The organism is Acidovorax sp. GW823-FHT05D11 (genome assembly GCF_058795695.1).
In genome coordinates, this window is sequence record NZ_CM179502.1 from 5,531,235 (window position 1) to 5,543,646 (window position 12,412).

Annotated in this window: 12 protein-coding genes; 2 read left to right on the forward strand and 10 right to left on the reverse strand. The window is 69.9% G+C overall.

Annotation, left to right across the window (positions count from 1 at the left end; translation table 11 throughout):
- Positions 1 to 197: 197 nt before the first annotated feature.
- From AC3RCE_RS25480 to AC3RCE_RS25510, 7 genes are all read right to left on the reverse strand, one after another.
- Positions 198 to 809, reverse strand: a complete 612-nt coding sequence (locus AC3RCE_RS25480; RefSeq protein WP_492254220.1) for an alkylhydroperoxidase domain protein — start codon at positions 807 to 809, stop codon at positions 198 to 200.
- Positions 806 to 1,504 (reverse strand): CMD domain protein, encoded by a 699-nt coding sequence (locus AC3RCE_RS25485; protein ID WP_492254221.1) that lies wholly within the window; start codon positions 1,502 to 1,504, stop codon positions 806 to 808. Before AC3RCE_RS25485 ends, AC3RCE_RS25480 begins: the two co-directional genes overlap by 4 nt.
- A complete protein-coding gene (locus tag AC3RCE_RS25490) occupies positions 1,501 to 2,634 on the reverse strand; it encodes a putative FMN-dependent luciferase-like monooxygenase (RefSeq protein ID WP_492254222.1) in 1,134 nt (377 codons plus the stop codon). The genes AC3RCE_RS25485 and AC3RCE_RS25490 overlap by 4 nt, the downstream gene beginning before the upstream one ends.
- Positions 2,576 to 4,285 carry a dipeptide ABC transporter ATP-binding protein gene (locus AC3RCE_RS25495; protein WP_492254223.1) on the reverse strand — a complete coding sequence of 570 codons (1,710 nt, stop codon included), beginning with the start codon at positions 4,283 to 4,285 and terminating at the stop codon, positions 2,576 to 2,578. The genes AC3RCE_RS25490 and AC3RCE_RS25495 overlap by 59 nt, the downstream gene beginning before the upstream one ends.
- The gene (locus tag AC3RCE_RS25500) at positions 4,282 to 5,262 is read right to left on the reverse strand and encodes an ABC transporter permease (RefSeq protein WP_218339375.1); all 981 of its coding nucleotides are present in this window, start codon (positions 5,260 to 5,262) and stop codon (positions 4,282 to 4,284) included. The genes AC3RCE_RS25495 and AC3RCE_RS25500 overlap by 4 nt, the downstream gene beginning before the upstream one ends.
- Before the next feature lie 11 nt (positions 5,263 to 5,273).
- Entirely contained in the window at positions 5,274 to 6,212 is a 939-nt protein-coding gene (locus AC3RCE_RS25505; protein WP_218339374.1) for an ABC transporter permease, read from the reverse strand.
- A gap of 156 nt (positions 6,213 to 6,368) precedes the next feature.
- A complete protein-coding gene (locus tag AC3RCE_RS25510; protein WP_255590963.1) occupies positions 6,369 to 8,078 on the reverse strand; it encodes a TIGR04028 family ABC transporter substrate-binding protein in 1,710 nt (569 codons plus the stop codon).
- A 300-nt stretch (positions 8,079 to 8,378) separates the two neighbouring features.
- Here AC3RCE_RS25510 and AC3RCE_RS25515 point away from each other — a divergent pair, with 300 nt between their 5' ends.
- Complete coding sequence (locus AC3RCE_RS25515; RefSeq protein WP_218297045.1) at positions 8,379 to 8,978, forward strand: OsmC family protein; 600 nt, start codon at positions 8,379 to 8,381, stop codon at positions 8,976 to 8,978.
- Positions 8,979 to 9,012: 34 nt separating this feature from the next.
- Positions 9,013 to 9,819 carry a VOC family protein gene (locus tag AC3RCE_RS25520; protein ID WP_218339371.1) on the forward strand — a complete coding sequence of 269 codons (807 nt, stop codon included), beginning with the start codon at positions 9,013 to 9,015 and terminating at the stop codon, positions 9,817 to 9,819.
- 33 nt (positions 9,820 to 9,852) lie between these two features.
- On the opposite strand, the gene ubiD is transcribed toward AC3RCE_RS25520, so the two are convergent.
- The 3 genes from ubiD to AC3RCE_RS25535 form a co-directional block, all read right to left on the reverse strand.
- Complete coding sequence (gene ubiD / locus AC3RCE_RS25525) at positions 9,853 to 11,340, reverse strand: 4-hydroxy-3-polyprenylbenzoate decarboxylase (protein WP_218339370.1); 1,488 nt, start codon at positions 11,338 to 11,340, stop codon at positions 9,853 to 9,855.
- Positions 11,341 to 11,412: 72 nt separating this feature from the next.
- Positions 11,413 to 12,009 carry a UbiX family flavin prenyltransferase gene (locus AC3RCE_RS25530; protein ID WP_218339369.1) on the reverse strand — a complete coding sequence of 199 codons (597 nt, stop codon included), beginning with the start codon at positions 12,007 to 12,009 and terminating at the stop codon, positions 11,413 to 11,415.
- Positions 12,002 to 12,412, reverse strand: a complete 411-nt coding sequence (locus AC3RCE_RS25535) for a putative zinc-binding protein (RefSeq protein ID WP_218339368.1) — start codon at positions 12,410 to 12,412, stop codon at positions 12,002 to 12,004. The genes AC3RCE_RS25530 and AC3RCE_RS25535 overlap by 8 nt, the downstream gene beginning before the upstream one ends.

Below are 12,412 nucleotides of genomic sequence, written 5' to 3' on the forward strand. Positions count from 1 at the left end.
CAAGTGTATTGATTTGTATCACTTCATACAACGAAATACCAACAGCCTCGCAGACGCATGCTGAGCATGCAATTCATGCAGCGTCGGTACAGGAAAAGAGTCGACAAGATGGCCAAGTGCTTTCTGGAGCGAACCGGCACCTCAGCTGCCGGGCCCTCAACCGAGTCTCCCAGCACAAACGTTCGCGCGATGAATCCCTATCCGCCCAACGGAAGCTGAGGCTCCCCCAGCGACAGCATCAGCCGGTTCGCCCAGTTGAAGAACGCCGCGCCGTGCAGCGCGTCGGAGATCGCGAAGTCATCAAGCCCTGCAGCGCGCAGGCCCTCGATGTGGGTGCCGTCCAGCGCCGTCGGCGTGGCGGTGAGGGCCACCGAGGCCGCGACGATGGCGTTCCAGCGCGGGTCGAGATCGGCCCCAGCACCCTCGTCCAGCAGCCGCTGCACATCGGCCTGGCGGTGCGAGAAGTGCGCGGCAAAACGCGCATGCACCGACGCACAGTAGATGCAGCCGTTGGCGCGCGAGGTGGCCGTGGCCGACAGCTCGCGCTCCGCCCGGGGCAAGCCGGCATCCGGGTTGTAGAAGATGTCCTTGTCGGTGCGGGTGCGCGCGCCCAGCGTGTCGGGGTCGCGCGCCAGCAGGCGAAAGTACGGCGACTTGGCGCGTGCGGCGTCCACCAGGCCGGCGTAGTGGCGCTCGGTCAACTCGTCCTCGGCCAGCGGGGGCAGCCAGGGCAGCCATTCGAGCTGCGCCTGCGTGAAGGCCGTGGGCTCATGGTTGCCGGGGTGGGTGATGACGGCGGTATCGCTCATGGCTGGACCTCTGCGGTGTGGGGGGTGGACGACGACGCGGCAGGTGCCGGATGCGCTGCGAGCAGGCGCAGGCCCACCACCACGCGGATCTGGAACGACAGGAACGCCACCAGCTGCGACAGGATCACGATGTCGGTGGCCGACCAGCCGGCATCCAGCAGCGCCTGCAGCGCCGCCGGGCTGGCATCGCGCGGGTGGAAGGTGAGCAGGTGCGCATGCGCCAGGCCCGCCGACAGCCGCGCGCCCAGCACGGTGCGCTGCGACTCGCCCACGGCGTAAGCGGGGCCGTCGGTGTTTTCGCGGCTCAGCGGGCCGGCGGGGTAGTGGCCGTACGGGCCCTGCGCCGCGCCACGGCTGACCTCGGCGGCGATGGCGGAGGCCAGCCCCGCACCCGCGTCCTGCGCCACCAGAGCGGCGGCATAGAACGCCGCGGCGTCCGGCTGCTGGTGCAGGCCTGCGACGAACGCCGCAACCGCCAGGCGCTCGGCCAACGTGACGGTGCCCGGCGCCGGAGCGGTGGGTGCGAACAACGCGCGGTAGCTCTCCTGCGCATAGGTGCGCGCCTCGAGCCGGTGGCGGCGGATGGTGTCCAAGTGGTCGCCGGGTTCGATGCCGGTGAGCAGGTCGATCACGTCGGGCAGTGCTGCAGCGTGCGGCGTTGCTCCGGGGGAGGGAATGGGGGCAGGGGTGCTCATGCGATGGCCTCGGTGCGGGTGGAGGAAGCTGTTGGTGTGGGTGCCGTGGTGGTTGCGGCTGCAGTGGTGGGAGTGGTGGTGGCAGCACCGGTGTGCTTGCGCACCCAGCCCAGCGCTGGTGCTACGCGCGTGGCTGTGAGTTCGATGGAGCGCAGGATGTGCGCATGCGGCGGGTCCACCGAATGCACCTGGAACACGATGTCGGTGGCGCGTGCCAGCGCCGTGTCGGCCTGCAGGGAGGCGATCACGTCGTCGGGCGTGCCCACGTGCACGTCGTACGCGGCAATCAATGTCTCCAGCGGTGCATCGGGCCCCGGGCGCGATGCCTGGCCAGGCTGCAGCGCGGCTGCGACAAAGCGGGCGGCGGCGCGGCGCAGGCCCGCATCGGCCAGGCGCAGTGCCTCCTTGCGGTCGTCGGCCACGAACAGGCTGCGCGAGCCGACGATGCGCGGCGTGGCGCCGCCGGGCAGTGCGGCAAGGTAGGCGTCGATGATGGGGTGCTGCAGGTCGTGCAGCGCGGCGCCTGGTGCCTCGGCCGTGCGCGGCTGGGTGCGCGACAGCATCAGCCCGTCGCCCGCCTGCCCCGCGCGTTCGCCGCCCGCCACCGAGAACGTGGCCTGCCAGATGCGACCCAGCAGCTGCTCGGCGGCCGGGTACAGCCGGTCGCCACCGGGCAGGGGCCTGCCAGCCCAGGCCTCGCGCACCAGGGCCAGGTGGCGTGCATAGACCGCGCTGCGGTCATCGCTGGTGATGCCGAAGGCCGCGAACGATTCGGGCGTGCCGCCCGTGCCCACGCCCAGCTCCAGCCGCCCGCCCGAGAGCAGGTCGAGCACGATGGCGTCCTCGGCCACGCGCACCGCGTTTTCCATGGGCAGGGTCACGATGCCGGTGCCCAGGCGGATGCGCCGCGTGCGCGCCGCCACTTGGGCCAGGAAGACGAAAGGCGAGGGCAGGCCGCCTTCGTGTTCGTGAAAGTGGTGCTGCGCCACCCAGGCGGAGTCGAAGCCGAAGGCCTCGGCATGGGCGATCTGCTCGGTCACCAGCCGGTAGCGTTCGCCGGCCGGGGCATCGTCAAGCAGCCTGCTGAAGAACCCGAGGCGTTTCGTTGGGGAGGTCAGGGAGAGGGTCATGGTGCTGGTTTTTCTTTCCGGGAATGGCTTCGATGAGTTCACGCGTGTAGTCGCTGCCGGGGCGCAGGAACACGTCTTCCACGCGGCCCGCATCCACCTGCCGGCCGCCCTGCAGCACCGAGACGGTGTCCGCGATCTGGCGCACCACGGCCAGGTCGTGCGAGATGAAGAGGTAGGTCAGGCCCAGGTCGCGCTGCAGCGTCTCCAGCAGCGCCAGTATCTGCGCCTGCACCGTCACGTCCAGGGCCGACACCGCCTCGTCGAGCACCAGCACGCGGGGCTGCAGCACCAGGGCGCGCGCAATGGCCACGCGCTGGCGCTGGCCGCCCGACAGGGCGCGCGGGCGGCGCTCCAGCACGGCCGGCGGCAGGCCCACGCGCGCCAGGATGTCGTGCACGCGGCGCGCGCGCTCGGCGGCGGGCAGCAGGTCGAAGTTGAGCAGGGGCTCCTCGATGATCTGGAAGATAGTCTGGCGCGGGTCCAGCGAGCTGAACGGGTTCTGGTAGACCAGCTGCACCGTGCGGCGGAACTGCCGCAGCGCCTCGCCGCGCAGGGTGGTGAGGTCCGTGCCCTCGATGACGATGCGGCCCGCCGTGGGCTGGCGAAAGCCCACCACGTCGCGGATGGTGGTGGTCTTGCCCGAGCCCGACTCGCCCACGATGGCGTGCGTGGTGCCGCGCCGCACGCGGAACGACACGCCGTCCACCGCGCGGAAAGGCTGCTTGCGCCCGGCCACGTCGAAGTCGTGCACCAGGCCCTCCACCACGATGGCGAAGTCCTCGGGCCGCTCGGGCGTGTCGTTGGCGGCGGCGGCACGGGCCGGGCGAAACGCCCCCTGCGCAAGCGACGGCGCGTCGGCCAGCAGCTTGCGCGTGTAGGCGCTGTGCGGGTTGCGCAGCACGCTGGCCGTGTCGCCCTGCTCCTGGATGCGCCCGCCCTGCAGCACCACCAGCCGGTTGGCGCGGTCGGCCGCCACGCCCAGGTCGTGCGTGACCAGCAGCACGGCGGTGCCGAACTCGCTGCGCAGCTCGTCGATGAGGTCGAGGATGCGCCGCTGCACCGTCACGTCGAGCGCGCTGGTGGGCTCGTCGGCAATGATGAGCGCGGGCTGCAGCGCAATGGCAATGGCGATCAGCACGCGCTGCTTCATGCCGCCCGACAGCTCGTGCGGGTACTGCCGCGCACGCAGCTCGGGCTGCGACAGGCCCACCTTGGCCAGCAGGTCAACCACGCGCCGCGCGATGGCCTGGCGATCGCCGTAGCGGTGGATCTTCAAGATCTCGCCCACCTGCTCGCCCACCGTGCGCACGGGGTTGAGCGAACTGGTCGGGTCCTGCGGGATGAGGCTCACCACGCGGCCGCGCACGCTGTCGAAGCGGTCGGGTGACCAGCCGGCGATGTCGGTGCCGTTGAGCCGGATCGCGCCTTGCTCCACCCGGCCGTTGTCGGCCAGCAAGCCGATGAGAGCTTGCGCGGTGGTGGTCTTGCCCGAGCCGGACTCGCCCACCAGCGCCACGACCTCGCCGGGCGCGATGGCGAACGACACGCCGTGCACCACACGCTGTTCATGGTCCTTGTCGCGGTAGGCGATGGAGAGGTTCTCCACCTCCAGCACCGGCGGCGGCGCCACGGCCTGGTCGATGGTGGTCATGCGCGCCCCTTTGTCAGCGCCGCGCTGATGCGGTTGGCCGCCAGCACCACGGCCACCACCACCAGCCCCGGCACGGTGGTGAGCCACCAGGCCGTCGAGATGTAGTTGCGCCCCTCGGCGATGAGCAGGCCCCATTCAGGCGTGGGCGGCGGCGCGCCGTAGCCCAGGAAGCCCAGCGTCGAGATCGACAGAATGGCCGAGCCGAACTGCAGCGCCGCCATGGCGATCACCGAGGTCAACGAGTTGGGCAGCACATGGCGCCACAGCACGGCACCAAAGCGCCCGCCGCTGCCAAAGGCCGCCTCCACGTAGTCGGAGCGGCGCACGCGCACCACCTCGGACCGGGTAAGCCGCGCAAAGCTGGCCACCGACGCCACGCCCACGGCCACCGCCGCATTCAGCGTGCCAAAACCCAGGATGATGATGATCGACAGCGATAGCAGCAGCGAGGGCACCGACAGCAGTACGTCGACGGTGCGCATGATCACGTCCTCCACCCAGCCGCCGATGGAGCCGGCCAGCACGCCCAGCAGCGTGCCCAGCACCAGCCCCACCGCCACCGCCAGGAACGCGCCTGACAGCGAATGCACCGCACCGAACACCAGCCGCGCATAGCCGTCGCGGCCCAGCGCATCGGTGCCCAGCCAGTGCGCGGCCGACGGCGTCTGCAGCTGCTGGCCGGCCACGCCCACGGTGGCGCTGTAGCTGGTGAAGACACCGGGCGCGACCGCCCAGAGCGCCACCAGCGCGATCACGCCCCAGGCCAGCCACAGGCTGAGGGGTGCGCTGCGCGCGCGCTGCAGGATGCGGCGGCCCCAGGTGCCGCCCTGCGCGCGCGATGGCGGGGCGGCCAGGATGGGCGCCGTGGGCACCACGACGGCGGCGGGCGCCGCCACGGCGCGCTCGAAGCGGTGCGGGGCCGGGTGTGCGGCACCCGTGAAAGCGCCCAGGTCGGCGGTCGAAGACGTGGTGGTCATGCGGGATCTCCTCAGGTGCCCAGGCGCGAACGCAGACGGGGATCGAACACGGGGTAGAGCAGGTCCACCACCAGGTTGATGAACACGAAGGCCGTGGCCGAGACCACCACCACCGCCTGCAGCACGGCGGTGTCCTGATTTCCCACCGCCTGCTGCGTGAGGCTGCCCAGACCGTTGAGGCCGAACACCGCCTCGGTCACCACGGCGCCCGCCAGCAGTTCGCCGAACAGCACGCCCGCGATGGTCAGCGTGGGCAGCACGGCGTTGCGCGCAACGTGCTTCCACAGCACCCACTGGCGCGTCGCGCCCTTGGCCCGCGCCACGGCCACGAAGGGCTGCGTGAGCACCTCGTCGATGTTGCGGATCAAGATCTGCGCCAGCGGCGCGGCAATGGGAATGGCGAGCGTGAGCGTGGGCAGCACCAAGCCCTGCCACTTGCCGGGGTTGATCACCGGAATCCACCCCAGGCGGAACGACACCACCTGGATCAGCATGATCCCCAGCCAGAACACCGGCACCGAGATGAACAGCGATGGCAGCGACTGCAGCGCCGAGCGCAGCCAGCCCCAGCGCGTGAGCTGCGAGGCAAAGGCCAGCACCACCGCCAGCAGCAGCGCCGCCGCAAAACCCAGCCCCGCCAGGCGCAGCGTGGGCGGCAGGTTGGTGGCCAAGCCCTGGCTCACCGGCACCCCCGCCTGCACCGAATACCCGAAGTTGCCACTGAGAAAGCCCAGCAGCGTGTGTTGGTACTGCTGCCACACCGACGTGTCGGCGCCGTAGGCCGCACGGATGTCCGCGATCTCCTGCGGGCCCAGGCCGAACTCAGGGTTCAGGAACTTGATCAAAATCGCATCGCCCGGCAGCAGCTGCAGCAGCAGGAACGACGCGGTGAACGCCGCCCACAGCACCAGCAGGGCCTGGCCCGTGCGATGGGCAAGGTACTTGAACATGGAAGTCACTCCTTCAGCAAAAGCAACAGCAGCAGCCAGTAGCCGCACAGCGTTAGAAACTGGCGCGTCCCAAGCCAGTGCCACCGTGGAGCCGGCTTCGCCGGTCCACCGGTGGCGTCCCCCCCAGGGGGAAGGCGCGCAGCGACTCAGGGGGAGTCAATGTCTTGCGGCGATCCACGTGCCGTAAAAGCTGGGTCGGCCGACGGCCTCGAAGCCCACGCCCTTCACCGACGGCGATCCTGCAAACGCCTGCGGCTCTTCGAACACCGGGATCACATACGCCTGGTCAATCAGGTAGTTCTGCACATCGGCCGTGAGCGCCAGGCGCTTGGCCGCGTCGGTCTCGGCAGCTATGGCGTCGAGCAGGCCGTTGAGCTGGGTGTCCTCGAACGCCTTGACCTTGCTGCTCACTCCGCCCTTTTGCAGCAGCACGTTGCGGTTGGTCGGGTAGTAGTTGCTCTTGATCACGTCGGGGTCGGCGCGGCCCACCATGCCGGGTGCCACGGGGGTCTTCTCGGGGTCGAGGCTGTCCACCGTGCGGCTGCCGGAGTCGCCCGCCAGCACGTTGAGCTTGACGCCCACCTTGGCCCACTGCTGCGCCACGAGCTGCAGGGTTTCCTTGTTTTGCGGCTGCGGCAGCGACTCGTACGCGGCCAGCACCAGCTCCTTGCCGTCCTTCTCGCGCAGGCCGTTGGCATTGATCTTCCAGCCGGCGTCGTCGAGCAATTGTTTGGCCTTGGCCTCGTCGTAGCCCAGCTTGGCCGACAGGTTCACGTAGCCCAAGGCCGTGGACGCGATGACCGAGGTGGCCTGCGGGTAGTTGGCCGAGAACAGGGTCTGCACGATCTCCTTGGTGTTGGTGGCGTGCAGGAGCGCCTGGCGCACCTTCACATCGGCCACCAGCGTGTTGTCGGGGCGAAAGACCACGCTGTTGTTCACGCCGCGCGTGGAGGGAGCGTAGATGGCGAACTTCTGGTCCAACACGCGCTTTTCGTCATAGGCCTGCACCTGGCGGATGAAGCCCGCCTGGCCCGACAGCAGCGCGCCGATGCGCACGCTGTCTTCGGGCGTGACGATGAGCTTGATCTCGTCGAGCCGCGCCCGGCCCTGGTGGGCGTGCTGGGCCGGGCCCCAGGCGTAGTCCTTGCGGGCGGTGAGCGTGAGCTCCTTGCCCAGCGTCTCGGCCGTCACCACGAAGGGGCCCGAGCCGATGATCTTGGTCGCGTCGCCCAGCTCTTCGAAAGGCCGCGCCAGCGTGGCCAGCGACACCAGGCCCGAGCCGATGACGGACGTGCCCTGCAGAAAGCCCGGCGAGGGCTTCTTGAAGTAGAACTTGACGGTGAGCGGGTCCACGACCTCGCTCTTGTCGTAGTTGTTGATGACCTCGGACACCGGCAGCTTGAGCTCTTTGTTACCCAGGCCGTAGGTGTCGTAGTTCCTGGCCACGGCGGCGGCATCGAGCGGTGTGCCGTCCGAGAAGGTCACGCCTTTTTTCAGCTTGAAGGTGTACTCGGTGGCCGTGTCGTTCACGGTCCAGGACTCGGCGATCCAGGGCTGGATCTGCAGCGTCTTCGGGTCCTGGTAGGTGAGCTTGTCGGTGATCTGGTTGAGGATGCCGCCGTTCGGGTAGAAGCCCCCCGCCGGCGGGTACAGGTTGGTGTGCGCCTGCTGCTCCAGGTACACCAGCGTGCCGCCCTGCACGGGCTGGTCGGCAACCACGCTGGTGGAGGCGGCTGGCTCGCTGGCCTGTCTGGAGCAGCCCGCCACCAGCACGCCCAGGGCCACGGCCGATACGCCCACTGCCCACCATCCCACCGATTTTTTCTTTGCAAGAAACACGTTTTGACCTCGTCGCCGCACAGGCATTGAAATGACACATCCGGCCCCCTTCGTCGCAGGCATCGGCACGGTGTGCACACTGCGGCGGAGCCAGTTCATGTGTATTCATGCTATCGGTGCGCAGGCCCGGGCATGCATGTATTAAGTAGCATCGATATGCGGAAAACGATGCAGCAAACCGCTCGCCGCGCTTATCTGGAACCTGCATATGCGAGCACGGTTTTCTTTGTTGGCTTCACGGGTGCGGCTTCCAACAATCTCCCCACGACACTGCTTGTTCCGTGCCCGATGTCCGAGGCCGCAAGCGGTTGGAAAGAACACCGCCACATGTCCCACTCCCCCGCCCCCCTCAACGACTACCTGGCCGAGAAGCGCGCCGCCGTGCTCGCGCGCGACGCGGCCATCGAGCGCGGCACGGCGCAGCCCGCGGCCCTGAAAGCCCGCGTGAGCGCCGAAGGCCGCAGCGGCGTGCGCCGCATCCGCATCCGCGACCACCAGGTGATCAGCGACAGCCCGCCCGACTTCGCGGGCTACAACCTGGGCCCCAGCTCGCCGGAGCTGCAGCTGGGTGTGCTGGGCAGCTGCGTGACGCACATCTTCCTGATCCAGGCCGCCTCGCGCCAGGTGCCGCTGACCAGCCTGGAGGTGGAAGTGAGCGGCGTGATCGACCCGCGCGGCGGCAAGCCCGGGCACGAACAGACGCCCATCTGGCCGCACGACATCGCCTACACGGTGCACATCGACTCGCCCGCGAGCCGGGCCGACATCGACGCACTGTTCGAGGCGGTGGAACGCACCTGCCCCATCCTGAACCTGCTGCGCAACCCGCAGCAGGTGCGCGCCAGCGTGGCGCTCACCAACTCCGGCGCCGCCGCACCGCTGCCTGCCGCACAGCCCTCCGCAGCCGCCGAAGCCGTGCCCGCCTGACCCGCCGATTGACCACGCAAGGAGCCCAGCCACCATGGCATTGACACTCGACCACATCGTGATCGCGGTGAAGGATCTGGACCAGACCATCGCCGACTACCGCGCCCTCGGATTCAACGTGCTGCAAGGCGGCGACCACCCCGGCCGGCCCACCTACAACGCGCTGGTCGTCTTCGCGGACGGCGCTTACTTCGAGCTGATCGCCTGGCGCTCGCCATCGCCCGGCGAGCGCTGGTGGGAGCTCTTGAACGCGCACGGCGACGGCATCGTGGACTTCGCGCTGCTGCCGCCCGAAACCGCCACCACGGTGGCCGTCGCCAAGGACCGGGGCCTGGCCTACAGCGGCCCGCACGACGGCGGCCGCGTGCGGCCCGATGGCGAGCGCCTGCGGTGGCAGACGGCGCGCCCCCCGTCGCACGACCTGCCCTTCTTGTGCGGCGACCAGACCCCGCGCGCGCTGCGCGTGCCCGAAGGCAACGCCCGCGTGCACCCCAACGGCGCCCGCGGCGTGGCCAGCCTGGCCCTGGCCGTGAAGGACCTGGATGCGAGCCTGGCCCACTACCGCGCCCTGCTGGGCGAGGCCCAGGCCGCCAACGTGAGCGCGCCTTTCCTGCAGCCCGGCACGGGCGCGCGGGTGGGCACGGTCACCCTCGGACGCAGCACCCTGGTGCTGACGCAGGCAGGGCCGCTGCCGGGCACGGCAGGCCATGCGGCCAGCACACAGCTGGGCACGCGGGGCGAGGGCCCATACGCACTGGTACTGGCCACCGACGGTGCCACGCCGGCGCCTCCCACGGCAGACCGCACCCATGGCGCGGCCATCGAATTCGCGGCGGCGTAAGAGTCCTCCCGAGTGGCTGCGCGGCTGGCGGTCCTAGAGCCCCAGCGCCGCGAACAACTGCTCCGCACGGGCCGTGGCCGCGTCGGCCATGCGCATGGGCCGACCCCACTCGCGCTGGGTTTCGCCGGGCCATTTGTTCGTGGCGTCCATCCCCATCTTGCTGCCCAGGCCGCTCACGGGGGAGGCGAAGTCCAGGTAGTCGATGGGCGTGTGCTCCACCAGCAGCGTGTCGCGCGCCGGGTCCATGCGGGTGGTGATGGCCCAGACGACATCCTTCCATTCGCGCACGTCCACATCGTCGTCCACCACCACGATGAATTTGGTGTACATGAACTGGCGCAGGTGGCTCCACACGCCCATCATCACGCGCCGCGCGTGGCCCGCGTAGGCCTTGCGGATGCTCACCACCGCCATGCGGTAGCTGCAGCCCTCGGGCGGCAGGTAGAAGTCCACGATCTCGGGGAACTGCTTTTGCAGGAGCGGGATGAACAGCTCGTTCATCGCCAGGCCCAGCACGGCGGGCTCGTCGGGCGGCTTGCCGGTGTAGGTGCTGTGGTAGATCGCGTCCTTGCGCATCGTGATGCGGTCCACGGTGAGCACGGGGAACTCGGCGCATTCGTTGTAGTAGCCGGTGTGGTCGCCGTAGGGCCCCTCCAGCGCATGCTGCCAGCCGCTCGCGTGGCTCGCGTCCGGCGCTATGTGGCCTTCGAGCACGATCTCGGCGGTGGCGGGCACCGAGAGCGGCACGCCCAGCGCGGGCGTGACCTCGGTGCGTGCGCCGCGCAGCAGGCCGGCGAACTGGTATTCGCTCAAGGAGTCGGGCACGGGCGTGACCGCGCCGAGCAGCGTGGCCGGGTCCGCGCCCAGCGCCACGGCCACGGGGTAGGGCTGGCCGGGGTACGCGGCGCAGTGGTCGGCGAAGTCGAGCGCGCCGCCCCGGTGGGCGAGCCAGCGCACGATGACCTGGTTGCGCGAGAGCACCTGCTGGCGGTAGATGCCCAGGTTCTGCCGCGCCTTGCGCGGCCCGCGCGTGATGGTCAGGCCCCAGGTGATGAGCGGGGCCACGTCGCCCGGCCAGCAGTGCTGCACGGGCAGGCGGGCCAGGTCCACGTCCGGCCCTTCCCACACCACCTGCTGGCAGGGCGCGCCCCGGGCCACGGTGTGCGGCGCCATGTGCCACAGCGTCTTGAGGAAGGGGCCCATGGCCAGCATGTCCTTGACGCTGCGGGGTGCCTCGGGCTCCTTGAGGGTGGCCAGCAGTTCGCCCAGGGCGCGCACGCCGTGCAGGTCGGCCACGCCCATGGCGCGGGCCACGCGGCCGGGCGTGCCGAACAGGTTGGTGAGCACGGGCAGCGCGTGGCCCGTGGGCTGCGTGAACAGCAGCGCGGGGCCTCCCGCGCGCAGCACGCGGTCGCTCAGCGCCGTCATCTCCAGGCGCGGCGACACGGGCTCGCGCACGCGGCGCAGGTCGCCCGTGGCTTCGAGCTGGGCCATGAAGTCGCGCAGATCGCGGTAGGCCATATCAGTACCAGATTTTGATTTTGAATGAAATCAGCCTGTCGCGCTTATAAATGGTGCGCCAGTAGCTATCAATTAATGAGCATCCAGTTCCTGCCCCGACCAGCGCGGCGCCAGGTCGTGGGGCACGTCGATGAGGTCGAGCGCGCGCGCCACGCTGTAGTCCACCACCTCGCCCACGGTCTGCGGGCGCAGGTAGAAGGCCGGCAGCGGCGGGCAGACGATGCCGCCCATCTCGGTCACGGCGACCATGTTGCGCAGGTGCGTGAGGTGCAGCGGCGATTCGCGCACCATCAGCACCAAGCGGCGGCGTTCCTTGAGCGCCACGTCGGCCGCGCGCGTGAGCAGGTTGTCGGCCAGCCCATGCGCGATGGCGGCCAGCGTGCGCATGGAGCAGGGTGCGACCACCATCGCATGGCACTGGAACGAGCCACTCGCAATGGCCGCGCCCACGTTGTGCACGTCATGCACGCGGTGCGCCAGGGCCTCGACGGCGGGGCGGTCCAGGTCCAGCTCGTGCTGCAGGTTGCGCCAGCCCGCGTCGGAGACGACCAGGTGCGTCTCGATGCCGCCCTGGCCCTGCAGCACCTGCAGGAGGCGCGCGCCGTACACGGCGCCGCTGGCGCCCGAGATGGCGACGATGATGCGGCGGGTGGGCACGGGCTCAGCCATGGGGCGCGCCCTCGGCCGCCCGGGCGCGCAGGGGTTGCGCCTGCTGGTCGGCCTCGACCTGCTCCAGCACGAGCGCCGCCTGCACGGGGTCGAAGTCTTCGTGCGCGCGCTTCTTCACGCCGTAGTGCTGCAGCTGGTAGTGCCGGTCGGCGGTGATGCCGTGGCGCGCGAGCGTGCTTTTCACGCAGACCAGCGGGCAGCCGTCGAGCGCGATGATGGGCCGGCCCGAGCGCACGGTTTTCAGCAGGTGCGGCACATCGCCGCCCACGCCGGCGATGCACGACATCTCGGCGACGCCGTGCCGGTCCAGACGCAGCGCCACATGGTTGGCCAGCTGCGCGGCGCTGGAGCAGCCCGAGCAGGAGTAGACGAGGGGATGATTCAGGGCCTGGTGGGGGGTCAT

Excerpts from the sequence above, each read along its gene's own strand:
- AC3RCE_RS25480 (WP_492254220.1), bottom strand. The coding sequence starts at position 809 with ATGAGCGATACCGCCGTCATCACCCACCCCGGCAACCATGAGCCCACG.
- AC3RCE_RS25485 (WP_492254221.1), bottom strand. The coding sequence starts at position 1,504 with ATGAGCACCCCTGCCCCCATTCCCTCCCCCGGAGCAACGCCGCACGCT.
- AC3RCE_RS25490 (WP_492254222.1), bottom strand. The coding sequence starts at position 2,634 with ATGACCCTCTCCCTGACCTCCCCAACGAAACGCCTCGGGTTCTTCAGC.
- AC3RCE_RS25495 (WP_492254223.1), bottom strand. The coding sequence starts at position 4,285 with ATGACCACCATCGACCAGGCCGTGGCGCCGCCGCCGGTGCTGGAGGTG.
- AC3RCE_RS25500 (WP_218339375.1), bottom strand. The coding sequence starts at position 5,262 with ATGACCACCACGTCTTCGACCGCCGACCTGGGCGCTTTCACGGGTGCC.
- AC3RCE_RS25505 (WP_218339374.1), bottom strand. The coding sequence starts at position 6,212 with ATGTTCAAGTACCTTGCCCATCGCACGGGCCAGGCCCTGCTGGTGCTG.
- AC3RCE_RS25510 (WP_255590963.1), bottom strand. The coding sequence starts at position 8,078 with ATGCCTGTGCGGCGACGAGGTCAAAACGTGTTTCTTGCAAAGAAAAAA.
- AC3RCE_RS25515 (WP_218297045.1), top strand. The coding sequence starts at position 8,379 with ATGTCCCACTCCCCCGCCCCCCTCAACGACTACCTGGCCGAGAAGCGC.
- AC3RCE_RS25520 (WP_218339371.1), top strand. The coding sequence starts at position 9,013 with ATGGCATTGACACTCGACCACATCGTGATCGCGGTGAAGGATCTGGAC.
- ubiD (WP_218339370.1), bottom strand. The coding sequence starts at position 11,340 with ATGGCCTACCGCGATCTGCGCGACTTCATGGCCCAGCTCGAAGCCACG.
- AC3RCE_RS25530 (WP_218339369.1), bottom strand. The coding sequence starts at position 12,009 with ATGGCTGAGCCCGTGCCCACCCGCCGCATCATCGTCGCCATCTCGGGC.
- AC3RCE_RS25535 (WP_218339368.1), bottom strand. The coding sequence starts at position 12,412 with ATGACCCCCCACCAGGCCCTGAATCATCCCCTCGTCTACTCCTGCTCG.